Origin of the sequence: Stenotrophomonas sp. PvP093 (assembly GCF_017876915.1) — a bacterium.
GTDB classification, from domain to species: domain Bacteria; phylum Pseudomonadota; class Gammaproteobacteria; order Xanthomonadales; family Xanthomonadaceae; genus Stenotrophomonas; species Stenotrophomonas muris.
Genome location: NZ_JAGIOX010000004.1, coordinates 2,528,365 through 2,554,669 on the forward strand (window position 1 = coordinate 2,528,365; position 26,305 = coordinate 2,554,669).

The window sequence follows — 26,305 nt, forward strand, 5'->3', positions numbered from 1 at the left end:
GCCCCCCGATGAATGATCTGCTGTCCCAGGACGAGATCGATGCCCTGCTCCACGGCGTGGACAGCGGCGCGGTCGAGACCGATGCGGAACCCCCGTCAGGCGAAGCGCGCTCGTACGACTTCGCCAGCCAGGACCGCATCATCCGTGGTCGCATGCCGACCCTGGAAATGGTCCACGAGCGCTTCGCGCGCCTGTGGCGGATCGGCCTGTTCAACCTGATCCGGCGCTCGGCCGAGCTGTCGGTGCGCGGCATCGAACTGATCAAGTTCAACGACTACATGCACTCGCTGTATGTGCCGACCAACCTGAACCTGATCCGCTTCAAGCCGCTGCGCGGTACCGGCCTGATCGTGTTCGAGCCGACCCTGGTGTTCGCCATCGTCGACAACTTCTTCGGCGGCGACGGGCGCTACCCGACCCGCATCGAGGGCCGCGAATTCACGGCCACCGAAATGCGGGTGATCCACCTGCTGCTGAAGCAGACTTTCGCCGACCTGCGCGAAGCGTGGGCACCGGTGATGGACGTCGACTTCGAGTACATCAACTCGGAGATCAACCCGCATTTCGCCAACATCGTGACCCCGCGCGAGTACGTGGTGGTGTGCCGCCTGCACGTCGAGCTCGACGGCGGCGGCGGTGACATCCACGTCACCCTGCCCTACTCGATGCTGGAACCGATCCGCGAACTGCTCGACGCCGGCATCCAGAGCGACCGCAACGACCGCGACGAGAGCTGGGGCAAGACCCTGCGCGAGCAGCTCAACATCGCCGAAGTCACCCTGTCCAGCGTACTGGCCAGCAAGCGCATGACCCTGCGCGACCTGACCCAGTTGAAGGTCGGCGACATCCTGCCGATCGAGCTGAGCCCGCAGGTGCCGCTGTGCGTGGAGAACATTCCGGTGTTCACCGGCGAGTTCGGCATCGCCAACGGCATGAACGCCGTGAAGATCACCGCTACCCATCCGCCGGGCACCCGCCCGCGCGTACCCGTCATCCAGGAAGACCCGCAATGAACGATATCGACGCCCTCGAACCGACCCCGGCCCAGTTCAGCAGCCTGCAGGCCGACGAGGCCAACGGTCCGGACCTGAACCTGGACGTGATCCTCGATGTGCCGGTGACCCTGTCGCTGGAAGTCGGTCGTGCCCGCCTGCCGATCCGCAACCTGCTGCAGCTCAACCAGGGTTCAGTGGTGGAACTGGAGCGCGGTGCCGGCGAATCGCTGGACGTGTTCGTCAACGGCACCCTGATCGCCCACGGCGAAGTGGTGGTGATCAATGACCGCTTCGGCGTGCGCCTGACCGACGTGGTCAGCCCGAGCGAGCGGATCCGGAGACTGCGTTGAGCCTGCTGGCCTCCACCCTGCTGGCGGTCGGCAAGACCGCAGCGCCGATCGGCCCGCAGGTCGGCCAGCACGCGGCCGCCGCACCCAGCCTGTTCGGTGCGGTGCTGGCGCTGCTGGCGGTGCTGGCGCTGGTGATCGGCCTGGGCTGGCTGCTCAAGCGCATGCCCGGCAGCGGCTTCCGCCCGGCCGAAGGCATGAAGCTGGTGGCCAGCCTCAGCGTCGGCGCCAAGGAGCGCGTGGTGGTGGTGGAGGTCAACGGCCAGCAATTGCTGCTGGGCGTCACTGCCGGCGGCATCAACACCCTGCATACCCTGCCCGAACCGTTGCCGCCACCGGCGCCGGTGCGCGTGCCGGATTTCAAGAACCTGCCGAATTTCGCCCAGCTGCTGCAGCAGCGGCTGCGCAAGGACCCCTGACATGCGTGTCACCCGTACCCGTGTTGCCACCCTGATGCCGTGGCTGCTGTTGCTTGCCCTGTGCCTGTTGCCGGTGCTGGCGTTCGCCGCGCCCGGCACCCCGGCCACCCCGCTGCCGGACGTCAACGTCGGCAAGATCGGCGGCCAGCCGGTCAGCCTGCCGCTGCAGACCCTGCTGCTGATGACCGCGATCACCCTGATCCCGTCGATGCTGCTGGTGCTGACCTCGTTCACCCGCATCATCATCGTGCTGGGCCTGCTGCGCCAGGCACTGGGTACCGGCCAGACGCCGTCCAACCAGGTACTGCTGGGCCTGGCCCTGTTCCTCACCGCGATGGTGATGATGCCGACCTGGGACAAGGCGTGGAGCACGGGCATGGCGCCCTATCTCAACGGCGACATCGACTTCCAGACCGCCTGGACATTGACCACGCAGCCGCTGCGCGGGTTCATGCTGGCGCAGATCCGCGAGACCGACCTGATGACCTTCGCCGGCATCGCCGGGCACGGCACCTACGCCAGCCCCGATGCGATCCCGTTCCCGGTGCTGGTCGCCTCGTTCGTCACCAGCGAACTGAAGACCGCTTTCGAGATCGGCTTCCTGATCTTCATTCCGTTCGTGATCATCGATCTGGTCGTCGCCAGCGTGCTGATGTCCATGGGCATGATGATGCTGTCGCCGATGCTGGTGTCGGCACCGTTCAAGATCCTGCTGTTCGTGCTGGTGGATGGCTGGGTGCTGACCGTGGGCACGCTGGCGGCCAGCTTCAATCCCGCGTGACGCGATCCGGCGCGATTGAAAGACAGTCGAGCATGGCTCGACTCTATATAAGAAGGTGGAACCCGAATGTCTCCCGAACTTGCCTTGACCGAACTGCGTGGCGGCCTGATCACCGTGCTGTGGGTGGCCGGCCCGCTGCTGCTCACCGTACTGGTGGTGGGCGTGGTGGTCGGTGTCGTGCAGGCCGCGACCCAGCTCAATGAACCGACCATCGCCTTCGTCGCCAAGGCGGCGGCGCTGACCGCAGTGCTGTTCGCGCTGGGCAGCCTGCTGATCGGCCACCTGGTTGAATTCACCACGCTGCTGTTCCAGCGCATTCCGCACCTGATCGGCTAGGACACGCGCTTCGATGGACGCCGCGACACAGATGGCGGCCGACGGCCTGCAGGCCTTCGGCATGATCGGCACCGTGCTGTGGACCATGCTGCGCATCGGCGCGGTGGCCATGGCCATGCCCATGGTCGGCACGCGCGCGGTGCCGTCGCGGGTGCGCGTGGTACTGGCCGGCACCCTGGCCATTGCACTGGCGCCGCTGCTGCCACCGGTACCGGACTGGACCGGCTTCGACGCGGCTACGGTGCTGACCATCGCGCGCGAACTGGCCATCGGCGTTTCCATCGGTTTCATGCTGCGGCTGGTATTCGAAGCCGGTGCGATGGCCGGCGAACTGATCGCGCAGGGCACCGGCCTGGCCTTCGCGCAGATGAGCGACCCGCTGCGCGGTGGCACTTCGGGTGTGATCGGCCAGTGGTTCTACCTGCTGTTCGGCCTGCTGTTCTTCACCGCCAACGGCCACCTGGCGTTGATTTCGCTGCTGGTCGACAGCTACCGCGCACTGCCGATCGGCGCCCCGCTGCCGGACCCGCACGCCTTCTTCAGCATCGCCCCGACCTTCCTGCTGACCGTGCTGCGCGGCGCGCTGACGCTGGCGATTCCGCTCACCGTGGCGATGCTGGCGGTGAACCTGGCCTTCGGCGTACTGGCGCGTGCCGCCCCTGCGCTGAATCCGATCCAGCTGGGCCTGCCGGTCTCGCTGCTGCTGGGCCTGTTCCTGCTGGCCCTGCTGGCAGGGGAAATGGGGCCGCCGGTACAGCGCCTGTTCGACGCCGCCTTCCAGGCTGCGGACGCGGTCACACACTGACCCGATCATCACGTTCTACTGCTTGCCATGCATTTGTTTCTGTAGAGCCGAGCCCATGCTCGGCTGCCGTTCCTGCCGAAGGCAGCCGAGCATGGGCTCGGCTCTACAGAGGCGCAATTTCACGTATTGCCGCTTGAAGTCCCCCCCGGTCTGCGCGTTAGAGTGAATGCGCGGCAACCGGGGGGATGCCGCACATGGCCGGCGTCGTGCGTCGGCCTGCCTCATGCATGCCCCACCGTGGTTTCCGTCGACAGGCAGGTCCGGGAGACTGACGAATGCTGGTAGGCACGTACAACCCGTGGCTGGTGGCGATCTCGCTGCTGGTCGCCGTGATGGCTTCATACACCGCGCTGGCGATGGCCGGGCGCACGGTGACCGCACCGGGCAGGGGCGCGGCCTGGTGGTGGCGGCTGGGCGGCGGCTTCGCCATGGGCCTGGGCATCTGGTCGATGCATTTCATCGGCATGCTGGCTTTCGACCTGCCCATTCCATTGGGCTACGACCTTCCCATCACCCTGCTCTCGCTTGCGCTTGCCATCGCCTCATCGGTGTTCGCGCTGTGGCTGGTCTCGCTGCGCACCCTGCCCCACCCGCGATTGGCGGTCGGCGCCCTGCTGATGGGCACCGGCATCGCCGGCATGCATTACGTTGGCATGGCTGCAATGCGCATGCAGCCGGGCATCGACTACGACCCGGGTTGGCTGCTGTTCTCGCTGATGGTGGCGGTGGCTGCCTCCTGGACCGCGCTGTACGTGGCGTTCCGGCTGCGCGCCCAGCGCACCCGCATCGGTGATCGACTGGCGGCGGCGGGCCTGCTCGGCCTGGCCATCGTCGGCATGCATTACACCGGCATGGCCGCTGCGCGCTTCCCGGAAGGCAGCGTCTGCGGCGCGGCGGTCGGCGATGGCCTGCAGAACGAGTGGCTGGCGATGCTGGTGGTAGTGCTGACCGTGGCGATCCTGGCCGTGGTGCTGGTGGTCTCATGGCTGGACCAGCGCGTGGAAGCGCAACTGCTGCGGCTGCGCAATTCGATGCTGAGCACCTCGTTGACCGACGCGCAGCAGGAACTGACCCAGGCCGCGCTGCACGATCCGCTCACCCGCCTGCCCAACCGCCTGCTGCTGCAGCGGCGCATCGTGCAGGCACTGGCCGAGGCCGAACAGGGCGGCAACCGCTTCGCGGTGATGTTCATGGACCTGGACGGCTTCAAGCAGGTCAATGATGCCTATGGCCATCAGGCCGGTGATGCGCTGCTGGTGGCGGTGGCCGAACGCACCCGCCAACTGCTGCGCCCGCACGATATGCTGGCACGGCTGGGCGGCGACGAGTTCGTGCTGGTGGTGCGCATCGAGCACGACGAGGACCTGCCGACCCTGGCCCGGCGCATCCTGCAGGCGGTGGGCAGCGGCCCGTTGCTGCCGGACAACGAACTGCAGGTGACCGCCAGCATCGGCGTGGCGATCTGCCCGGACCACGCCGCCAGCGAGCGCCAGTTGATGGCCTTCGCCGACGCGGCGATGTACCAGGCCAAGGAGTCCGGCCGCAACGCCTTCGTGCTGTTCGCCGACTGGATGAACGACAGTGCCGAGCAGCAGTTCCGGCTGCTGGCCGACCTGCGCCGTGCCATCGGCAGCGAGCAGCTGTTCCTGCACTATCAGCCGAAGATCCGCGTGGCCACGCAGAAGGTGGCCGGCGCCGAAGCGCTGATCCGCTGGCGCCATCCGGAACACGGCCTGATTCCCCCCGACCGCTTCATCCGCCTGGCCGAGCGCAGCGGTGCGATCAACGAGATCGGGCGCTGGGCGCTGGACCAGGCCTGCCAGCAGCTGCGGCGCTGGCACGACACCGGGCATGAAAGCTGGTCGATGTCGGTGAACCTGTCGCCGGTGCAGTTCAGTTCGCCGCACCTGCTGCAGGATGTGCGCGAGGTGATCGAGCGCCATGGCATTGCCCCGCGCCACCTGGTGCTGGAGATCACTGAAAGCACCGTCATGCGCGATACCGATACCAGCCTTCGCCTGCTGCAGGCGCTGTCGGCGCTGGGCGTGGGCATCTCCATCGATGATTTCGGAACCGGCTATTCCAGCCTGCTGTACCTGAAGCGGCTGCCGGCCACCGAGATCAAGATCGACCATGCGTTCGTGCGCGACCTGGAACACAGTGCCGAAGACGTGGTGATCGTCTCGGCGATCGTGGCGCTGGGCCATGCGCTGGACATGGACATCGTCGCCGAGGGCGTGGAGACCGCCGCGCAGCGCGCCTACCTGGAACGCCTGGGCTGCGACTTCCTGCAGGGATACCTGCTGGGCCGCCCGGTCGACGCGGCGCGCTTCATGCAGCTGCACGACCTGCCGCGGCCGCGGGTGGAACTGGCGCAGAGCCCGCCGCCGCAATACCCGCCGGGCTGACACCGGGCCACGCGCGCCCGCCATCACGGAACGATTCCTGCGGCACCCTCCTGTAGAGCCGAGCCCATGCTCGGCGGTGCTACGCGCCTGGCCCCAACCGTAGCCGAGCGTGGGCTCGGCTCTACAGAACGGGCCGTCGGTAGATCCACGCCATGCGTGGAACAGTTCTTGCACGCACCCCGGCACCCCCTGCCGCAGTGCCCGTGATGTCCGAGAACGAATCCGCCGGCGAAAAGACCGAACAACCCACCGAAAAACGCCTGCGCGATGCCCGTGAACAGGGCAACCTGCCGCGCTCGCGCGAACTTGGCACCGCCGCCGTGTTCGGCGCCGGCGTGCTGGCGGTGATGGCCATGAGCGGCTCGATCGGCCGTGGCGCCACGGCCTGGATGAAGCACGCGCTCAGCCCCGAACAGAGCCTGCGGCAGAACCCGAAGGAACTGTTCGGCCACTTCGGCGACCTGCTGCTGCAGTTCCTGCTGGTGATCGCACCGCTGGTGCTGGTCTGCCTGCTGGCCAGCTTCGTCGCCCCGCTGGTGATGGGCGGCCTGCGCTGGTCGCAGAAGGCGTTGCTGCCCGACATCAACCGCATGAACCCGATGAGCGGGCTCAAGCGCCTGTATGGCCCGGAGGCGATTGCCGAATTCACCAAATCGCTGCTGCGCGTGGCCTTCGTCGGCGTCGCCGCCGGGCTGGTGGTCTGGACCGGCTTCGACACCCTGCGCGGGCTGATCCACCACCCGCTGGAAACCGCCATCACCGATGGCCTGGGCTTCACCCTGCGCCTGCTGCTGGCCACCGCCGGCGCGATGCTGGTGCTGGCCGCCATCGATGCGCCGTACCAGCGCTGGAACTGGATGCGCAAGCTGAAGATGACCCGCGAGGAACTGCGCCGGGAAATGAAGGAAAGCGAGGGCAGCCCCGAGGTGAAGGGCCGCATCCGCCAGCTGCAGCAGCAGATGGCCAACCGCCGGATGATGGAGGCGGTGCCCACTGCCGACGTGGTGGTGGTCAACCCCACCCACTACGCGGTGGCCCTGAAGTACGAGGGCGGCGCCATGAACGCCCCCACCGTGGTCGCGCTGGGCGTGGACGAAACCGCCCTGCGCATCCGTGAAGTGGCCGACGGCAACAAGGTGGCGATCGTCTCCGCCCCGCCTTTGGCACGCGCCTTGTATCGGGAAGGCCAACTCGGAAAGGAAATCCCCGTGAGACTGTATTCGGCCGTCGCCCAGGTCCTGTCCTACGTCTACCAGCTGCGCGCCTGGCGCACTGGCCCGATGCCGGACGCCCCGCACATCCAGGTGGATGAATTCGGCAAGGGAGGCCGCCCGTGAGCGCCCAGCCCTCCGCCGGTTTCAACACCCGCCGCGCCCTGGAAATGATCCGCCAGGGCCTTGGCGCGCCGCTGATCGTGCTGGCCCTGCTGGCCATGGTCGTGGTGCCGCTGGCCGCGCCGGTGCTCGATGCGCTGTTCACCTTCAACATCGCCATCTCGCTGATGGTGCTGCTGGCGGTGGTCTACGTGAAGCGCCCGCTGGACTTCACCATCTTCCCGATCGTGCTGCTGATCACCACCATGCTGCGGCTGGCGCTGAACGTGGCCTCCACCCGCGTGATCCTGCTGAACGGCCAGAACGGCCATGATGCCGCGGGCAAGGTCATCGCCGCCTTCGGTGAATTCGTGATCGGCGGCAACTATGCGGTCGGCATCGTGGTGTTCGCGATCCTGACCATCATCAATTTCGTGGTCATTACCAAGGGTGCCGGCCGCGTTTCGGAAGTGACCGCGCGCTTCATCCTGGACGCGATGCCCGGCAAGCAGATGGCGATCGACGCCGACCTCAACGCCGGTTTGCTGACGCGTGAAGAAGCCAAGCTGCGCCGCGAGGAAGTGCGTGAGGAAGCCGACTTCTACGGTGCGATGGACGGCGCCAGCAAGTTCATCCGCGGCGATGCCATTGCCGGCATCCTGATCCTGTTCATCAACATGCTCGGCGGCCTGGCCGTGGGCGTGCTGCAGCATGGCATGCCGTTCGGCGAAGCCGCCGCCACCTACACCCTGCTGTCGATCGGTGACGGCCTGGTAGCGCAGCTGCCGGCCCTGCTGGTCTCCAGCGCCGTGGCCATGCTGGTTACCCGCGCCTCGCGCTCGCAGGACATGGCCCAGGCCATGACCGGCCAGGTGTTCGGCCAGTACCGTGCGCTGGCGATCACCGCCGGCATCATCGGCGTGGTCGGCCTGGTGCCGGGCATGCCCAACGTCGCTTTCCTGACGCTGGCCGCGATCCTCGGCTTCATCGCCTGGAAGCTGTACCGCAAGGGCAAGGCGCCGGCTGCCGATGCGGCAGGCGGTGGCACCGATGCCGCCGCACTCAACGCACTCGGCCGCCCGGCCGCACCGGCACCGACTGCCGAACTGAGCTGGGACGAACTGCGCCCGGTCGATCCGCTGGGCCTGGAGGTCGGCTACCGGCTGATCCCGCTGGTGGACAGCAACCAGGGCGGCGAACTGATGGCGCGCATCAAGGGCGTGCGCCGCAAGCTGACCCAGGATGTCGGCTTCCTGATCCCGTCGGTGCACATCCGCGACAACCTGGAACTGCCGGCCAACGGCTACCGCGTGCTGGTGCACGGCGTGCCGGTGGCCACCGCCGAGATCCACCCCGACCGCGAGCTGGCGCTGGACCCGGGCAGCGCGCTCGGCGCGCTGGAAGGCATCGCCGGCAAGGACCCCGCGTTCGGCCTGGACGCCACCTGGATCCAGCCGCACCAGCGCGCCCAGGCAGAAACGCTGGGCTACACCGTGGTCGATCCGGCCACCGTGGTCGCCACCCATCTGTCGCACCTGATCCGTGAGCACGCGCCGGAACTGCTCGGCCACGAAGAAGTGCAGCACCTGCTGGCCAACCTGGCCAAGAGCGCGCCCAAGCTCGTCGAAGATCTGACGCCGAAGGCGTTGCCGCTGTCGGCGGTGGTGCGCGTGCTGCAGAACCTGCTGGTCGAGCGCATTCCGATCCGCCAGCTGCGCAAGATCGCCGAGGCACTGGTCGAACATGCGCCCAGCAGCCAGGACCCGGCCGTGCTGACCGCCGCTGTTCGCACCGCACTGGGCCGCTTCATCGTGCAGGAGATCGCCGGAATGTCGGCGGAGCTGCCGGTATTCACCCTCAACCCGCAATTGGAACGTGTCTTGCAGGAGTCCACGCAGGGCAACGGCGCCGCGCTGGAACCCGGACTCGCTGAGCGACTGCACCAGAGCCTGGCCGAATGTGTCAGCAAGCAGGAAGCCCGCAACGAGCCCGCGGTCGTGCTGGTACCTGGCCCGGTGCGCGCCGCGCTGGCCCGCCTGGTCCGCCACAGCGTTCCGTCGCTGTCGGTCCTGGCCTACAGCGAGGTGCCGGAGGACAAGCGCCTGAAGCTGGTCGGAACGATCAGCTGACGCCGCCCTGCGATGCGCCAGAAAACAGACACCACTTTCGAACCAACGCAACAGACAGATACCAAGGGGAACCCGCACCGTGCAGACCACCGACCACCCGAGTTCTCCGACCGCCACCCCGCCGTCTTCGCCCCGTGACCACAGCATGAAAATCAAACGATTCGTCGCCGCCGACATGCGCTCGGCCATGAACCTAGTGCGCAAGGAACATGGTCCTGACGCCGTGATCCTGTCCAACCGCCGGATCGAGGAAGGCATCGAGATCGTCGCCGCCGCCAACTACGACGAGAGCGCCGTGCAGCGTGCACTGGAAGCCTCGCGCCGTGACGTTGCACCGCCGCCGGCACCCAAGCCGCGCACCGCCGCCGACGCGGTGATCGCCGCCGTCACCCGCCGCCGCAGCAGCACCCCGGCGCCGGAACCGGTCGCGGCCACCACCTCGGCAGTGGCCGCCCTCGCCCGCGCCGCCGTCGGTGCCACCGGCCGCACCCTGGACAGCGCCGACGAGATCGTGCCGACCCGGGGCAGCACCGGCTTCGCCGCCACCCTGGCCCGCGCCGCCGTCAACGAACCGGCACCGCCGGACCAGATCTTCGCCCCGTTCGCCGAGGCCATCGTTGCACCGGCCGCAACCGTGCCGGCCAACCGCGCGCGCTTCCAGATCGACCCGCCGCACGAGGCGCATCACGAAAGCGTGGCCCCGGCCGTGCTGCCGCCGCCGCTGCCGACCGCTGCCGTGATCGACGCGCAGCCCGGGATCGCCGCCAGCGAACCGGCAGCGGTCGAAGCCGCTATCGAGGCCAGCCCGGCCCCCATGCTGGCCCCGGCACCGACGCTGACCGTGGTTGCCCAGGACGACGCCGAGATCCGCCAGCTGCGCCAGGAAGTGGCCGGCATGCGCCAGGTGATCGAGCGCGAGATGAACCGCTTCACCGATGAGCGCCTGCGTGGCAGCCCGGTGCGCGCCACCGCGCTGGACCTGATGGACGAGTACGGTTTCGACGCCGGGCTGGCCCGCGACGTGGCCATGCAGATCCCGCTGGAAACCGAAGCCCATCGTGGCCGCGGCCTGATGCTGGGGCTGATCTCGCGCAAGCTGCCGATCGCCCCGGTCGACCCGCTGGAAGAAGGCGGCGTGATCGCGCTGGTCGGCCCGACCGGCGCCGGCAAGACCACCACCATCGCCAAGCTGGCCTCGCGCTTCGCCGAGAAGCACGCCCCGCGTGACGTCGCCCTGGTCACCACCGACACCACCCGCATCGGCGCCCGTGAACAGCTGTATGGCTACGGCCGCCAGCTCGGCATCGCCGTGCACGAGGCCAACAGCGGCACCGACCTGGACCAGCTGCTGGAACGCTTGAAGGACTACAAGCTGGTGCTGATCGATACCGCCGGCCTGGGCCCGCGCGACCGTGCCCTGGCCGCCCAGCTGCAGTGGCTGCGCGCCGCGCGCCAGGTGCGCACCCTGCTGGTGCTGCCGGCCAACACCAGCTTCGGCGACATGGACGAGGTGGTGCGCCGCTTCGGTGCGGCCAACCTGCAGGGCCTGGTGCTGAGCAAGCTGGACGAGACCGGCCGCTTCGGCAACGCCCTGTCGGTGGCCGTGGACCACGCCCTGCCGATCACCTGGGTGACCGATGGCCAGGACGTCCCGGAGGACCTGCACCGGGCCAGTGCAGCCAATCTTGTACTTCGCCTTGAAGATTTGCGCCGAGCGGCCGATATGCCCTGCAACCCGGAGTTGAACCATGCCGTCGCGTGAGTACGCCAAGCTGACCAAGACCTTCCCGCTGTCGGCCACCCGCAGCGAGCCGCTCGGCCCTGTGCGCACCATCGCGGTGACCGGCGGCAAGGGCGGCGTGGGCAAGACGAATGTGTCCGCCAACCTGGCGGTGGCGCTGGCGGGCATGGGCAAGCGCACGCTGCTGCTGGACGCCGACCTCGGCCTGGCCAACATCGACGTGATCCTGGGCTTGAACCCCACCTTTACGCTGGCCGACCTGGTGGCCGGCCGCTGCTCGCTGGACGACGTCATCGTCGAAGGCCCGAACGGCGTGCTGGTGGTCCCGGCCGCTTCCGGCCGCCGGCACATGGCCGAGCTTGCCCCGGCCGAGCATGTCGGCCTGGTCAACGTGTTCTCCGAACTGGAACGCGAGCTGGACATCATGGTGGTCGATACCGCCGCAGGCATCACCGACGGCGTGCTGACCTTCTGCCAGGCCGCGCAGGACACCGTGGTGGTGGTCTGTGACGAACCGGCCTCGATCACCGACGCCTACGCACTGATCAAGGTGCTGTCGCGCGAGCGCGGCGTGGACCGCGTCCAGGTGGTGGCCAACATGGTGCGCGACCCGAACGAGGGCCGCGTGCTGTACGAGAAGCTGACCCGCGTCTGCGAGAAGTTCCTCGCCGATGTCTCGCTGAACTACCTGGGCTGCGTGCCGCAGGATGACTGGCTGCGCCTGTCGGTGCAGCGCCAGCAGCCGGTGGTGAAGGCCTATCCGTCCAGCCCGTCGGCGCTGGCGATCACCGAGATCGCACGCCGCACCGCGCGCTGGCAGGCACCGACCGAACCGCGCGGTGGCGTCGAGTTCTTCCTCGAACGCATCCTCAAGCAGCGTGGGGTGGCCGCATGAAAGGCGCAGCCCACCAGTACAGGGAAGTCCAGCGCTCGGCGGCCAACGAGGTCATCGCCCAGCATTCGGACCTGGTGCGACGCATCGCCCACCACCTGGCCGCGCGCCTGCCGGCCAGCGTCGAAGTCGATGATCTGATCCAGGCCGGCATGATGGGCCTGATCGAAGCCTCGCGCAGCTACGACGCCGACCAGGGCGCCTCGTTCGAGACCTATGCCTCGATCCGCATCCGCGGCTCGATGATCGACGAGATCCGCCGTGGCGACTGGGTGCCGCGCTCGGTGCACCGCCGTGCCCGTGATGCCGCCGCCACCATCCGCGGCCTGGAACAGAGCACGGGCCGTGCCGCCAGCGCCACCGAAGTGGCCGCCGCGATGGAGATGCCGCTGCCCGAGTACCTGCGCCTGATGGAAGACGCCGCACGTGGCCAGGTGCTGAGCCTGGAGTCGCGCATCGAAGACCAGGGCGAACTGGATACCGTCGCCCAGGGCGGCCCGACTCCACAACAGGTGCTGGAGCGCGGCGAGTTCGGCCGTGAGCTGGGCAAGGCCATCGGCCACCTGCCCGAGCGCGAACAGCTGGTGCTCTCGCTGTACTACGAGCAGGAGCTGAACCTGAAGGAGATCGGCGCGGTGCTCGGCGTGAGCGAGTCGCGGGTCTGCCAGATCCATGGCCAGGCCGTGCTGCGCCTGCGCGGCCGCCTGAAGATTTTCGAGGCCGTCGACGCCGGCCTGGAAGAATGAACATCCCCGAGGCGACTGCCCCCGGTCGCCCGGAATGAACAACAAAGGAACTCTGCTTTGAACAAGAACATGCGCATCCTCATCGTCGACGACTTCTCGACCATGCGTCGAATCGTCAAGAACCTGCTGGGCGATCTGGGCTTCACCAACACCGCCGAAGCCGAGGACGGGCATGCCGCGCTGTCGCTGCTGCAGAGCCAGCCCTTCGATTTCGTCGTCACCGACTGGAACATGCCGGTGATGACCGGCATCGAACTGCTCAAGGCGATCCGTGCCGACGCCAAGCTGAAGACCCTGCCCGTGCTGATGGTCACCGCCGAAGCCAAGCGCGAGCAGATCATCGAAGCGGCCCAGAACGGCGTGAACGGCTACATCATCAAGCCGTTCACCGCGCAGACGCTGGAAGAGAAGCTGGGCAAGATCTTCGAACGCCTGGCGGCCAGCGCCTGATGGATACCACGGTCGACAAGAACGCCCTCGCCCTGCGCCTGCAGGAAGCCCTGGATGCCCTGGAGTCCGGTGACGAAGCCGCCTGGCGGCAACGCATCGACGGACTGGTCGCGCTGCGCACGCAGCCGATGATGAGCGGCCTCTCGCGGCTGGCCCGCGAGCTGGGGCAGGCCCTGGGCGAACTGCCGACCGTGCCCAGCGAGGCCGGCGAACTGGACGATGCGTGCGCACGCCTGGACCACGTGGTGGCGATGACCGAACAGGCCACCCACCGCACCCTGGACCTGGCCGAGGAATGCCGCAGCCTGACCGAGCAGCTGCGCGCCGAAGGCCTGCAGCCAGGCCAGGACGCGCAGCTGGAGCGCATCCGCCACAACCTGACCGAGATCGCCCTGACCCAGAGCTACCAGGACCTGACCGGGCAGATCATCCGTCGCGTGGTCGGCATCGTCCGCCGCGTGCATGAAGGCTTCGGCGCGCTCGGCCTGCCGCCGGAACAGCATCGCACCGACCCGGAACTGGCCGGGCCGGCACTGAAGGGACTGGACCGCCACGCGGTCTCGCAGAACGACGCCGACGACCTGTTGTCGGATCTGGGGCTGTAAGCATGAGCGCGGTATCCGACGACATCACTGCCGATTTCATCATCGAGGCACAGGAAATCCTGGATCGCCTCGGCGAACAGCTGGTGTCGCTGGAGCAGGCACCGCAGGACACCGAACAGCTCAACGCGGTGTTCCGGGGCTACCACACGCTCAAGGGCGGTGCGGGTTTCCTCGGTGTCACCGCCATGGTCGAGCTGTGCCACGCCGCTGAAGAAGCGCTGGGCGCTGCACGTGCCGGCCAGGCCGTGCTGCAGGCCCATCACTTCGACGCCGCCCAGCAATCGCTGGACTACCTGCAGTCGATGCTCGATGCCGTGTCTTGCGGCACCGAGCCGGGCTATGCACCGCCGGACCTGATCGCCCAGTTCGACGTGCATGGAGGTGCAGCAGCGCCTGCCGCCGCTGCCGCCGCACCGGCGGCCGGTGCCGGCGACCTGATCACCGACGACGAGTTCGAGGCGCTGCTCGACCAGCTGCACGGTGGCAACGCACCGACTGCGGTGGCGCCGGCAAAGAAGGCCGACGACGGCCTGATCAGCGAAGATGAGTTCGAAGCCCTGCTCGACCAGCTGCACGGTGGCGCCGCACCCGGCGCCAGGCCCGCGGCTGCGGTGGCGCCGGCACCGATCGCCGCCCCGCGCCCGGCCGCCGCACCGGCACCGGTGGCCAAGCCGGCCGCCAAGCCGCTGGCCGAAGCCGAACACACCGTGCGCGTGGACACCAAGCGCCTGGATGCGATCGTCAACCTGATCGGCGAACTGGTGCTGTCGCGCAACCGGCTCAAGACCCTGCGTGCGCGCCTGCGCGACGAGGAGCTGGACCGCGCCGTGTCCACCCTGGACATCGCCACCGCGCGCCTGCAGTCGGCGGTGATGCGCACCCGCATGCAGCCGGTGGGCAAGGTATTCTCGCGCTTCCCCAAGGTCGCCCGCGACGTCGCCCGCTCGCTGAAGAAGGAAGTGGACCTGGAGCTGATCGGCGCCGAGACCGAGCTCGACCGCAACCTGGTCGAAGCGCTGGCCGACCCGCTGGTGCACCTGGTCCGCAACGCCATCGACCATGGCGTGGAAATGCCCGACCTGCGCGAAGCGCAGGGCAAGCCGCGGATGGGCCATGTGCGGTTGTCGGCGCAGCAGGAAGGTGACTACGTCAGCATCGAGGTGCAGGACGATGGCGCCGGCATCGATCCGGAAAAGCTGCGCGCGAAGGCACGCGAGAAGGGCCTGATCGATCCGGAAGCCGCCGCCCGCCTGAGCAGCGAGGAGTGCCTGCACCTGGTGTTCCTGCCCGGCTTCTCGACCAAGCAGCAGGTCACGGATATTTCCGGGCGCGGCGTCGGCATGGACGTGGTGCAGTCGCGCATCCGCGAACTCAGCGGGCAGATCCAGATCCAGTCGGAGCTGGGCCGCGGCAGCCGCTTCCTGATCCGCGTGCCGCTGACCCTGGCGATCCTGCCGACCCTGCTGGTGCAGGCCGGCGAGGACGTCTATGCGCTGCCGCTGGCGCGCGTGATGGAGGTACTGCACGCGCCGCCCACCTCGCTGGGCTGGTTCGATGGCCGTGCCGTGCTCGACCGCCGTTCGCACACGCTGCCACTGGTCGATCTGCGGCAGTGGCTGGATGTGACGCCGGCCGCATCGACCCTGCTGACCATCGTGGTGCTGCAGGCCGGCGAAGCGCGCTTCGGCCTGGTCGTGGACCAGGTCCGTGGGCGCGAGGAAGTGGTCATCAAACCACTGCCGAAGGCCCTGCGCGGCCTGCGCGGTTACGCCGGTGCAACCTTGATCGGCGATGGTCGCATGGCGCTGATCCTGGATGTGGATGGCCTGCGCAGCCCGCACGACTGACCCGCTTGCTGAACCCGTAAAACCGTGAAGTCGCACCAGTAGCCCGTACCGGTGTCTCAAGTCCCATTCATACAAGCCGATACCGGATCCATGGATAGACTCAGCCTCATTGGACTCTTTCTCGCCCTGGCCTCGCTGGTCGGCGGCAGCATCCTCAAGGGCGCCGGCCTGGCGTCGTTGTGGTCGCCTGCGGCGTTCGTGATCGTCATCGTCGGCACCGTTGCCGCGATCCTGCTGCACACCTCGCCGGCGGTGTTCAAGCATGCGTTCAAGATCGTGCGCTGGGTCGTGCGCCCGCCGCACAGCGATCGCCGCGAACTGATCCAGCAGATCGTCGAGTGGAGCAACATCGCCCGCCGCCAGGGCCTGCTCGGCCTGGAATCGCAGGTGGAAGCGCAGCAGGACCCGTTCCTGCGCAAGGGCCTGCAGCTGCTGGTGGACGGTGTCGAGCCCGAATCGATGCGGCACATGCTGGAAATCGAACTGGGCAGCCAGGAACACCAGGACCAGGCCGGCGCCAAGGTGTTCGAAGCGATGGGCATCTACGCACCGACGCTCGGCATCATCGGCGCCGTGCTGGGCCTGATCGCGGTGATGAAGAACCTGGCCGACCCGAGCAAGCTCGGCCACGGCATCGCTGCGGCGTTCACCGCCACGATCTACGGCATCGCCTCGGCCAACCTGCTGTTCCTGCCGATCGCCGCCAAGCTCAAGAGCGTGATCTCGCACAACACGCGCGACCGCGAAATGGTCATCGAAGGCCTGATCTCGATCGCCCAGGGCGAGAACCCGCGCAACATCGAAACCAACCTCTCCGGCTTCCTGCACTGACATGGCCCGCCGCAAGCACCACGAAGAGCACGCCAACCACGAAGCATGGGCGATCCCCTATGCCGACCTGATGACGCTGCTGCTCGCCTTCTTCGTGGTCATGTACGCGATCTCGTCGGTGAACGAGGGCAAGTACCGGATCATGGCTGACGCGCTCACCGATGCCTTCGGTGGCGCGCCGCGCACGATCAATCCGGTGCAGGTGGGCAACAAGCAGGTGCAGGGTGGCGGCTGGGACAGCCCGTCGGTGATCAAGTCCGGCACCAAGATCGGACCGTCCGCGCCGGCGCCCTCGCACGACCCGACGCTGCTGCCGTCGATGGCCTCGCAGATGCGCATGCCGGTGTCGGTGCACAACCAGGAGCAGATCGCCCGTGCCGAGCGCCAGCTCAACACGATTGCCGACCGCCTCACCGCCGCCCTGGCGCCGCTGATCGACCGCGGCATGATCAGCGTGCGCCGCACGGAACTGTGGATCGAGGTCGAGATCAACAGCGACATCCTGTTCCCCACCGGCTCGGCCGCACTGGACGTACATGCGCGGCAGACCCTGGCCAGCCTGGCCGAGGTGCTGCGCGACGTGCCCAACAGCGTGCGCGTGGAAGGCCACACCGACAACGTGCCGATCGCCACCGCCACCTTCCCGTCGAACTGGGAGCTGTCGGCCGGACGCGCCGCCAGCGTGGTGCATCTGTTCGCCGACCAGGGCGTGCAGCCGTCGCGGCTGGCGATGGTCGGCTATGGCCAGTTCCGCCCTCGCGAAGAGAACGACAGCGCACAGGGCCGCAACCGCAACCGCCGGGTGATGGTCATCATCCTGGCCGACACCTCGCATTCGGTGGACCCGCTCGGCCAGCGCCTGAACGCAGCCACCGGCGCCACCGGCAGCACCGTCACCGAACAGGCCGCCGCAACGCCGGCCAGCGCCCCCACCTCCCCCATCGCACCGGTGACGTTGCCACCGGTGCCGGCTGGCAGCCGCGTCGGCGCCGCCGTTCCCCCGGCAATGAAGGAGTAATCCGATGCGCATCTGGGCAGTCGCCAACCAGAAGGGCGGAGTCGGCAAGACCACCACCACCCTCGCCCTCGGCCGCGGCCTGGCCGCGCTCGGCCATCGCGTGCTGCTGATCGACCTCGACCCGCATGCTTCGCTCAGCCGCGCCTTCGGCGTGCCGGTGGACCCGCCGCCGGCCGGCGTGCTGGAGCTGTTCGGCGCACCGCCGGCGGACCTGTCCGGCCTGTGCCATGCCAGCAACATCCAGGGCCTGGACTACGTCTGCGCGCAGTCCGCGCTGGCCACGCTGGAACGCCGTAGCGCCAACCAACCCGGCCTCGGCCTGGCCCTGCAGAACGCGCTGGCGCGCCACCAGGGCCAGCACGACTACATCCTGCTGGACTGCGCACCGACGCTCGGCCTGCTGATGATCAACGCACTGGCTGCCGCCGATCGCCTGATCATTCCGACCCAGGCCGAGCCGCTGGCGCTGCACGGCCTGGATGGCATGGTCCGCACCGGCGAGATGGTCGAGCGTTCGCGCCGCCGGCCGCTGCCGATCTCGATCCTGCCAACCCTGTTCGACCGCCGCACCCGCGCCGGCAACGAATCGCTGCGCACCATGCAGGACCGCCATGGCAGCCGCGTCTGGGAAGACGCGATTCCGATCGACACCCGCATCAGCAACGCCGCCGGGCTGACCCTGCCGAGCGTCGGCGAAGACTACCCGGGGCGTGGCCTGGCTGCCTACCGGCGCGCCTTGAACTGGATCCTCGGCGAGGATGCCCGCGCCCTGGAGCAGGCCGCATGAACAGCACCGGCATCCTCGACGACTACCTGGACGAACTGCTGGGCGAGGCGATCGCCCCGGCCGCCGCTCCCCTCCCCGCGCCGATCAGCACCGCCCCGGCCACGGCCACCGAAGCCGCCGCCGAACGCGAACCCACCTGGGATGACCTGCCGGCCGAGGTGATCTACGAAACCGAAACCGAGAGCGTTGCCGCTGCCCCTGCCGTGGACAATGCCGCACTGGAAGCCGCTTTCGATGCCGCGTCCGCGCCCGTCAGCGTGATCGATGCCGAACGCGAACCCACGTGGGACGACCTGCCCGCTGAAGTGGTCTACGAAACGGATGCCGTCGTCGCGGCCCCGGCCGAGGATGAGGCTGCACTGGAGGCCGCCTTCGAGGCCGCCGCCGCGCCGGCCAGCGCCTCGTCCACCGAACGCGAGCCGACCTGGGATGACCTGCCCGACGAGGTCATCCACGAAACCGCGCCGGCACCCGCTGCGGCCGCTGCGAACACCGGCCCGGAACCCACCTGGGACGATCTGCCGGACGAAGTGATCTACGAGACCGACCCGGCGGACAGCCATCGTCTCGCCCACACCGACAGCCCCGGCCTGCAGGCCGCCTTCGAGGCAGCCGCTGGTGGCGAAGACGTGCCTGCGCCGCCGCCCGCCGTGGTCGCAGCGCCGGTGCCCCCCCCGGCGGCACGCCCTGCACCGGCCCCGGCCGCACGCGCCGCCACGCCGCCGCCGCGCGTCGCCGTCGATGCACCCGCAGGCAACCGCCCCGGCACCTGGCAGGAGCTGCAGGCGCAGGCCCACCAACCGGCCCGCAGCCCGCATCCGCAGAACCGTCGCGCCGGTGAACGCACCTCGCGCTGGCTGCGCCTGCGCTGCGGCACCCAGGCCTATGCGCTGGAACTGCTGAAGGTCCAGGAGGTCGTGCTGCCGGTGCCGCTACTGCCGTTGCGCGGCACCGCTGCCGCCATGCTCGGCATCATGAACCTGCGCGGCCAGGTGGTTCCGGTGATGGATCTGGGCCTGCACCTGGGCGCGGCTGCCGCCGAGGACGACGCCCAGACCCGCATCGTGGTGCTGGAAGAAGACGGCGAGACCATCGGCCTGCGCGTGTCGGCGGTGGAAGATGTCGCCAACCTCACCGATTCGCAGATCGAACCTCCCGATACCGCACGCATCTGCCAGATTTCCAACGACCTGTTCCGCGGCGTGGCCCGCGTCAGCCAGCGCCCGATGATCCTGCTGGACGCCACACGGCTGTTGAGCTGACCCCCAAAAAGGGGACGGAGGGGATTAAGTCGCAAGTGGCTCGGCGCTTGGCGCCGAAGCGGTGCCTGTCGGGGACGCAAGGAGTTGATCCGTTGGATCAACACCTTACATCCCCACTGCGCGGTCGCCGTTGCCGAGGGGGCTGCGGCAGAGCCAGGTCGCTTGCGACTTAATCCCCTCCGTCCCCTTTTCAACAGCGACCACATCGACGCACCGCGTCGATTCTTCTAAAGAACCCCACCGGGATGCCGTTATGGATCACGGAACCGTTTGTCCGGAGCAACGATGAGCACTGTCGAACTGGATGGGGATCTCGGCATCGAGAGCACTACCGAGCTCAAGAACCGCCTTGCCCCCCTGGTGGAGCAGGCAGGCGAGCTGACCCTGGATGCCAGCCAGGTCGCCCGCATCCACACGGCCGCCGTGCAGGTGCTGTGTGCGTTCGTGCAGGCCCGCCGCGAGGCAGGCCTGGGCACCGGCTTCCACGGTTGCACTGCAACCTTCCGTGACGCCGCGCGCCTGCTGGGCGTCACCCAGGCCCTCGGCCTGGACGTAACCCATGACAACCTGAAATCTGTGGAGAACGCTGCATGAGCGCACGTATCTTGGTGGTGGACGATTCGGCGTCGATGCGCCAGATGGTGTCCTTCGCCCTCACCTCGGCCGGTTTTGCCGTCGAAGAAGCTGAAGACGGCGCGGTCGCGCTCGGTCGCGCCAAGGGCCAGCGCTTCAATGCGGTGGTTACCGACGTCAACATGCCGAACATGGATGGCATCGCGCTGATCCGCGAACTGCGCCAGCTGCCGGACTACAAGTTCACCCCGCTGCTGATGCTGACCACCGAATCTGCCGCCGACAAGAAGTCCGAAGGCAAGGCCGCTGGCGCTACGGGTTGGCTGGTCAAGCCGTTCAATCCCGAACAGCTGGTCGCCACCGTGCAGAAAGTGCTGGGCTGATCGCCCGGCACCGCTCCCCCTCTTCGCTTCCGGACCACCACTGCCATGAGCATGGACCTGCAACGCTTCCACGCCACCTTCTTCGAGGAGAGCCGCGAAGGCCTCGACGCGATGGAGGCTGGCCTGCTGGCCCTGGAATCGGGGCAGCAGGACGCGGAGATCATCAATTCGGTGTTCCGCGCTGCCCATTCGATCAAGGGCGGCGCCGGCACCTTCGGCTTCGACGCGATCGCCGGCCTGACCCACGTGCTGGAAACGCTGCTCGATGAGCTGCGCGCCGGCAAGCGGGCACTGGAAGGCCACGCCGTCGACGCCATGCTGTCTTCGGTGGACGTGCTGCGCGCCCTGCTGCGCGAAGCCGAACATGGCCAGGCTGCCGATCCGGCTGCCGTCGCTGCGGTGAAGGCACGCCTGGAGGCGGTTCTGTCCGGCCAGGCCGCAGCGAGCGCCCCGGCGGCCGCCGCAGCCAAGGTGGACGATACGCCGGAAGCCTGGCAGATCGGCTTCACCCCGGCGCCGTCGCTGTTCATGAGCGGCAACGACCCGCTGCGCATCATCCGCGAACTGGAACACCTCGGTTCGCTGCAGGTCGCCGCGCGCATGGACCGCCTGCCGGGCTTCGCGCAGCTCGATCCGCTCGAAGCCCACCTGGCGTGGGACCTGGGTCTGGTCGGCAAGGTGCCGCGCAGCAAGATCGAAGACACCTTCGCGTGGGTACTGGACGACTGCGAGCTGGACATCCGTCCGGCCGCACCGCCGAGCCTGGCCACCCAGGCGCCGGCCGCGGCTGCTCCCGCTCCGGCGGCAGCGTCGCCGTCGGCACCCGCCGCGCCTGCCGCCAGCGGTGGCGCCAGCCAGGAAGCGGAAACCTCCATCCGCGTCAGCGTCGACAAGGTCGACGCGCTGATCAACCTGGTCGGCGAACTGGTCATCACCCAGGCCATGCTCAAGCAGGTCTCGCATGCGCTGGACCCGGTCCACGCCGAAAGCCTGTTCGCTGGCCTGGACCAGCTTGAACGCAACACCCGCGACCTGCAGGAAGCGGTGATCGGCGTGCGCATGCTGCCGGTCGATGCGGTGTTCCGTCGCTTCCCGCGCCTGGTCCGCGACCTGTCCAGCCGCCTCGGCAAGCAGGTGCGGCTGCGCACCGTCGGCGAAGGTACCGAGCTGGACAAGGGCCTGATCGAGAAGATCGCCGATCCGCTGGTGCACCTGGTGCGCAACTCGATCGACCACGGCCTGGAAATGCCCGACGTGCGCCGCGGTGCAGGCAAGGACGAAACCGGCACGATCACCCTGGCGGCCTCGCACCAGGGCGGCCACATCGTCATCGAAGTCAGCGACGACGGTCGCGGCCTGGACCGCGCCAAGATCCTGGCCAAGGCCACCGAGCGCGGCCTGGCGGTGCCGGACAACCCGACCGATTCGCAGGTCTGGGACCTGATCTTCCAGCCCGGCTTCTCCACGGCCGATGCAGTCACTGACCTGTCCGGTCGTGGCGTCGGCATGGACGTGGTCCGCCGCAACATCCAGGCGTTGGGGGGCGAGGTGCAGATTGAAAGCAGCCTCGGCGCTGGCACCCGCACGCTGATCCGCCTGCCGCTCACCCTGGCCATCCTCGATGGCATGACCGTGGCGGTAGCCGGTGAGACCCTGATCCTGCCGTTGGCCTATGTGCTTGAGGCGTTGCAGCCGCAAGCCGAGGACATCCGCAGCATGGCCGGCGAAGGCCGCGTGCTGCGCGTGCGCGGTGAATACCTGCCGATCCTGTCGCTGAGCGAGTACTACGGCTACGGCAACCGTGCACCCGGCAGCGAATCGCTGGTGGTGGTGGTCGAGGGCGATGGCCAGAAGATCGCCCTGGAAGTGGACGAACTGGTCGGCCAGCAGCAGGTGGTGGTGAAGAACATCGAGAACAACTACCGCCGCATCGGCGGGGTGTCCGGTGCGACCATTCTCGGCGACGGCCGCGTCGCATTGATCGTCGACATCGGCGGGCTGGTGCGTTCACTGCGGATGCCGCAGGCCGCCTGATCCACACTGCATGCGTGTACTGGACCGCCGCCCTTCGGGGCGGCGGTTTTTGTTTGCGCGCTCCCCGGCGGTGGGGTCAGATCCCTTTCCTGCGGAAAGGGATCTGACCCCACCTCTTCCGTGAACTCCGTCGGCGCCGTGCTTTCGCATGCAACTACGCCATGCAAGCGAAAGCCCCGCCGCTGCGCCACTTCCGCGCCGTCATCCCTACGACACCGAATGTGACATGCGTCCATAAAGTCCATCCGGACTGCGCCGCTATTTCGCTTTGACGGCCGTCACCGAACCCCACCGGGCACCACCGTTCGCTCTGCAACCACCCCCAAACCGGCGCACAGACGCCGGCACTCTGCCCACCTGGAGCACCCTGCATGAAGTGGTTCCAAGATCTGCCCATCGCCCGCAAGCTGGCCGTGGGGTTCACCCTTACCACCCTGATGACCCTGGTCCTCGGCGCGTTCGCCCTGCTGCGACTGAGCGAAGCCAACGCACAGCTGCGCGAGATGGCCGGCAACGATATCCCCTCGGTCCAGCACCTGGGCGAGGCGCGCTCGCAGCTCGGTGAGTTCCGCACCTACGAACTGGCCCAGCTGAGCATGCTCGACCAGCCGGAGAAGGTCGCCGACTACAACAAGCGCATGGACGACACCGCCAAGGCCGTACATGACGAACTGGCGGCGTACGCGGCGCTGCCGGCGCTGGACAAGGAGCGCGAACTGTATCGCGCCGCCAGCACCCAGCTGGATCGCTACTTCGCCGCCAACAAGGCGATGCGCGACGCCGTGGCCGCCGGTGATGGCGCGCAGGCCCAGCAGATCTCCGATGAGCAGTCACGCCCGGCGCGCCGCGACCTGTTCGCTGCGATGAAGGCACTGGGCACCCACATCGCCGGGCAGATGGACGGCAAGATCGCCGACGCCAACGCCACCCATCGCACCAGCATGATCGCCATCATCGGCTGCATCGTGCTGCTGTCGCTGGTGGCCGCCGCGCTGGCCATCGTCATCTCGCGTGCAGTGACCGGCCCGCTGGGCAAGGCCGTGCATGCCATCCAGGCGGTTGCCCGCGGCGACCTCAGCGTCAGCACCCAGGCCACCAGCAAGGACGAAGCCGGCAGGATGCTGGCCGCCACGACCGAGATGACCGCAATGCTCCGCCGCTTCAGCGAGCAGACCCAGCTGATGGCACAGATGCACGCGGGACCGGACATCAGCCATCGCATTCCGGAAGATTTCCCGGGTGTCTATGGCCAGCTGGCCGGCGGCATCAATACGGTGATCTTCGAGCACCTGGATGCGATCCGCGATGCCATCGACGTGCTCAACCAGTACGCCATCGGCAATCTCACCCCGGATGCACGCCGCCTGCCCGGCAGCCGCGCGATCCTGCACGAATCGATGGACGCGGCCAAGGCCAGCCTGCTGGCGATCAATTCGCAGATCCAGCAGCTGGCCGCGGCGGCCGCTGCCGGTGACTTCAGCCAGCGCGGCGACGCACAGCGTTTCCAGCATGACTTCAAGCTGATGATCGAGCATCTCAACACCATGATGCAGGTGGCCGACGGCAACCTCGGCCAGCTCTCGCAGCTGCTGCAGTCGATCGCCGCCGGCGACCTGACCGCGCGCATGGAAGGCCAGTTCAATGGCGTGTTCGCGCGCATGCGGGATGATGCCAACACCACCGTTGCACAGCTGACCCAGATCGTCGGCCAGATCCAGGCCAGCGCCTCCAGCATCACCCTGGCCGCCGGCGAGATCGCCTCCGGCAACAGCGACCTGTCGCGCCGCACCGAGCAGCAGGCCGCCAACCTGGAAGAAACCGCCGCCTCGATGGAGGAACTGACCTCCACCGTGCGCCAGAACGCCGAGCACGCCCGCCAGGCCAACCAGCTCGCCATCGGCGCGCACGGTGTCGCCTCGCAGGGCGGTGACGTGGTCGGCCAGGTGGTCACCACCATGTCGGCCATCGAAGCCTCGTCGAAGAAGATCGCCGAGATCATCTCGGTCATCGACGGCATTGCCTTCCAGACCAACATCCTGGCGCTGAATGCCGCAGTGGAAGCCGCCCGTGCCGGCGAACAGGGCCGCGGCTTCGCCGTGGTCGCCAGCGAAGTGCGCACCCTTGCCCAGCGCTCGGCCGCCGCCGCCAAGGAGATCAAGGGCCTGATCGACGACTCGGTCGGCAAGGTTGCCGAAGGCTCCACCCTGGTCCACCAGGCCGGCAGCACCATGGGCGAGATCGTCGCCTCGGTGCAGCGCGTGACCGACATCATGGCCGAGATCTCTGCGGCCTCGCAGGAACAGTCGGCGGGCATCGAGCAGGTCAACCAGACCGTGGTGCAGATGGACGAAACCACCCAGCAGAATGCTGCGCTGGTGGAAGAAGCCACTGCTGCGGCGCGCGCGATGGAAGACCAGGCCGTGCAGCTGGGTGAAGCCGTGGCCCGCTTCCGGCTGGCATCGCAGGGCACGATGGCCATCCCGGCACGCCCGCTGGCCGCACCGGTACCGCGACAGGTCGCAGCCGCCGCGCCTGCGGCAAAGCCGGCCCCGGCACGTGCGCTGCGCACGGCAACGGCCCAGCCGGCGCTGGCCACGGACGGCGACTGGCAGGAATTCTGACAGAAGCACGGGGTCAGATCCCTTTCCTGTGGGAAAGGGATCTGACCCCTTACGCGTGGAAAGTGATGCAAATCCCACTTCATAATCCGGTGCACGAGCCGATATCCCCATCGAGCCTCGCGCCAATGCGTGCTGGCGCCCGCCCCTGACCGTAGATTCCATGTCCGACGGCAACGACACTGCAGTGCATGATGTCCACGCGGCCGATGCCGCGGACGAACGATTCCTGGTCCGCAACCCGCGCCAGCTGCGCCAGCTGCTGCGCTCGCTGATCGACCAGCGATCGCTGATCAATGCCCATATCGACGGCCGCGACCGTTCCTTCCCGACCGCCCTGCTCGACCTCGACGAGGACGAGGACTTCCTGCTGCTCGATGGCAGCCCGCAGGAAGCCTCCAACCGCGCCGCCGAGCAGGCCGATCACCTGCTGTGCTTCGCCCAGCTCGAACGCGTGCTGGTACGTTTCCGGCTGCACGAACTGCAGCGCGTGGACAACGACGGCCATGTGGCCTTCCGTGCGCCGCTGCCTGACGAACTGGTGCACCTGCAGCGCCGCGAGCTGTACCGGCTGGAGACGCCGGTCACCGACTCGCCCCACCTGCTGCTGCCGCTTGGCGAAGCGCGCGCCGAAGCCCTGTCGATGCGCGTAGTGGACATCAGCGGTGGCGGCCTGGCCGTGGTGGTGCCCAATGACTGCGCGGTGTTTGGTCTGCAGAAGCGCTATCCGGCGCGGCTGTCGCTGCCGGACGGCCCCGACCTGGATATCGAACTGGTGGTCTGCAACCTGCTGCCGCAGCGTCAGCCCAATGGCATCGAGGTCAAGCGCGTGGGAATGCGCTTTGAATGCCTGCCACGCGGCGCCGACAGCGCCATCCAGCGCTACATCTTCCGCATCGACCGCCAGCGCAAGGCCCGCCGCAACGGCGAGCTCTGAGGCCGTCCGACCGGTAGTGCCGGCCGCCGGCCGGCAACCCTGGAACGC

At 68.1% G+C, this 26,305-nt stretch carries 23 protein-coding genes and 1 pseudogene; all 24 read left to right on the top strand.

Translation table 11 applies throughout. The features are described from left to right. Positions 1-8 precede the first annotated feature (8 nt). Entirely contained in the window at positions 9-1,013 is a 1,005-nt protein-coding gene (gene fliM / locus J3A72_RS14215) for a flagellar motor switch protein FliM (protein ID WP_014647040.1), read from the top strand. After that, a complete protein-coding gene (gene fliN / locus J3A72_RS14220) occupies positions 1,010-1,345 on the top strand; it encodes a flagellar motor switch protein FliN (RefSeq protein WP_005409543.1) in 336 nt (111 codons plus the stop codon). The genes fliM and fliN overlap by 4 nt, the downstream gene beginning before the upstream one ends. Further along, on the top strand, positions 1,342-1,761 hold the full coding sequence (fliO, locus tag J3A72_RS14225; protein WP_014037105.1) for a flagellar biosynthetic protein FliO: 420 nt from the start codon (positions 1,342-1,344) through the stop codon (positions 1,759-1,761). Before fliN ends, fliO begins: the two co-directional genes overlap by 4 nt. 1 nt (position 1,762) lies before the next feature. After that, on the top strand, positions 1,763-2,542 hold the full coding sequence (gene fliP, locus J3A72_RS14230) for a flagellar type III secretion system pore protein FliP (protein ID WP_075076494.1): 780 nt from the start codon (positions 1,763-1,765) through the stop codon (positions 2,540-2,542). Between the two features lie 66 nt (positions 2,543-2,608). After that, entirely contained in the window at positions 2,609-2,878 is a 270-nt protein-coding gene (locus J3A72_RS14235; RefSeq protein WP_005413254.1) for a flagellar biosynthetic protein FliQ, read from the top strand. Between the two features lie 13 nt (positions 2,879-2,891). Beyond that, the gene (gene fliR / locus J3A72_RS14240; protein WP_014037103.1) at positions 2,892-3,683 is read left to right on the top strand and encodes a flagellar biosynthetic protein FliR; all 792 of its coding nucleotides are present in this window, start codon (positions 2,892-2,894) and stop codon (positions 3,681-3,683) included. Between the two features lie 275 nt (positions 3,684-3,958). Then, on the top strand, positions 3,959-6,091 hold the full coding sequence (locus J3A72_RS14245; RefSeq protein ID WP_075076495.1) for a bifunctional diguanylate cyclase/phosphodiesterase: 2,133 nt from the start codon (positions 3,959-3,961) through the stop codon (positions 6,089-6,091). Positions 6,092-6,297: 206 nt separating this feature from the next. Next, positions 6,298-7,428 carry a flagellar biosynthesis protein FlhB gene (flhB, locus tag J3A72_RS14250; protein ID WP_049441911.1) on the top strand — a complete coding sequence of 377 codons (1,131 nt, stop codon included), beginning with the start codon at positions 6,298-6,300 and terminating at the stop codon, positions 7,426-7,428. A gap of 44 nt (positions 7,429-7,472) precedes the next feature. Continuing rightward, positions 7,473-9,533: a flagellar biosynthesis protein FlhA gene (gene flhA / locus J3A72_RS14255; protein WP_153643679.1), complete on the top strand. Its 2,061-nt coding sequence runs from the start codon at positions 7,473-7,475 to the stop codon at positions 9,531-9,533. A 145-nt stretch (positions 9,534-9,678) separates the two neighbouring features. Next, positions 9,679-11,295, top strand: coding sequence for a flagellar biosynthesis protein FlhF (flhF, locus tag J3A72_RS14260; RefSeq protein WP_046430441.1), 1,617 nt, complete (start codon positions 9,679-9,681; stop codon positions 11,293-11,295). After that, positions 11,282-12,169, top strand: a complete 888-nt coding sequence (locus tag J3A72_RS14265) for a P-loop NTPase (protein ID WP_032959426.1) — start codon at positions 11,282-11,284, stop codon at positions 12,167-12,169. The genes flhF and J3A72_RS14265 overlap by 14 nt, the downstream gene beginning before the upstream one ends. Next, on the top strand, positions 12,166-12,912 hold the full coding sequence (locus J3A72_RS14270; RefSeq protein ID WP_075076496.1) for an RNA polymerase sigma factor FliA: 747 nt from the start codon (positions 12,166-12,168) through the stop codon (positions 12,910-12,912). The genes J3A72_RS14265 and J3A72_RS14270 overlap by 4 nt, the downstream gene beginning before the upstream one ends. Positions 12,913-12,969: 57 nt before the next feature. Next, complete coding sequence (gene cheY / locus J3A72_RS14275) at positions 12,970-13,362, top strand: chemotaxis response regulator CheY (RefSeq protein WP_005413247.1); 393 nt, start codon at positions 12,970-12,972, stop codon at positions 13,360-13,362. Further along, positions 13,362-13,967 carry a protein phosphatase CheZ gene (locus tag J3A72_RS14280; RefSeq protein ID WP_006442968.1) on the top strand — a complete coding sequence of 202 codons (606 nt, stop codon included), beginning with the start codon at positions 13,362-13,364 and terminating at the stop codon, positions 13,965-13,967. The genes cheY and J3A72_RS14280 overlap by 1 nt, the downstream gene beginning before the upstream one ends. A 2-nt stretch (positions 13,968-13,969) precedes the next feature. Then, positions 13,970-15,814, top strand: coding sequence for a chemotaxis protein CheA (locus J3A72_RS14285; protein WP_075076497.1), 1,845 nt, complete (start codon positions 13,970-13,972; stop codon positions 15,812-15,814). Positions 15,815-15,904: 90 nt separating this feature from the next. After that, positions 15,905-16,645, top strand: coding sequence for a flagellar motor protein (locus tag J3A72_RS14290; RefSeq protein WP_005409527.1), 741 nt, complete (start codon positions 15,905-15,907; stop codon positions 16,643-16,645). Position 16,646: 1 nt separating this feature from the next. After that, positions 16,647-17,492 (top strand): annotated as a pseudogene (motD, locus tag J3A72_RS14295) (flagellar motor protein MotD); the annotation flags it as partial. Positions 17,493-17,667: 175 nt separating this feature from the next. Beyond that, entirely contained in the window at positions 17,668-18,450 is a 783-nt protein-coding gene (locus tag J3A72_RS14300) for a ParA family protein (RefSeq protein WP_014647028.1), read from the top strand. After that, complete coding sequence (locus J3A72_RS14305; protein ID WP_075076498.1) at positions 18,447-19,712, top strand: chemotaxis protein CheW; 1,266 nt, start codon at positions 18,447-18,449, stop codon at positions 19,710-19,712. The genes J3A72_RS14300 and J3A72_RS14305 overlap by 4 nt, the downstream gene beginning before the upstream one ends. Positions 19,713-19,997: 285 nt before the next feature. Further along, complete coding sequence (locus J3A72_RS14310) at positions 19,998-20,306, top strand: STAS domain-containing protein (RefSeq protein WP_209572044.1); 309 nt, start codon at positions 19,998-20,000, stop codon at positions 20,304-20,306. Further along, positions 20,303-20,668, top strand: coding sequence for a response regulator (locus J3A72_RS14315; protein ID WP_005409521.1), 366 nt, complete (start codon positions 20,303-20,305; stop codon positions 20,666-20,668). Before J3A72_RS14310 ends, J3A72_RS14315 begins: the two co-directional genes overlap by 4 nt. Before the next feature lie 45 nt (positions 20,669-20,713). Continuing rightward, the gene (locus J3A72_RS14320) at positions 20,714-22,702 is read left to right on the top strand and encodes a chemotaxis protein CheA (protein WP_014647024.1); all 1,989 of its coding nucleotides are present in this window, start codon (positions 20,714-20,716) and stop codon (positions 22,700-22,702) included. A gap of 371 nt (positions 22,703-23,073) precedes the next feature. Then, positions 23,074-25,323 carry a methyl-accepting chemotaxis protein gene (locus J3A72_RS14325; protein WP_075076499.1) on the top strand — a complete coding sequence of 750 codons (2,250 nt, stop codon included), beginning with the start codon at positions 23,074-23,076 and terminating at the stop codon, positions 25,321-25,323. A gap of 160 nt (positions 25,324-25,483) precedes the next feature. Continuing rightward, the gene (locus tag J3A72_RS14330) at positions 25,484-26,257 is read left to right on the top strand and encodes a flagellar brake protein (protein WP_075076500.1); all 774 of its coding nucleotides are present in this window, start codon (positions 25,484-25,486) and stop codon (positions 26,255-26,257) included. Positions 26,258-26,305 lie beyond the last annotated feature (48 nt).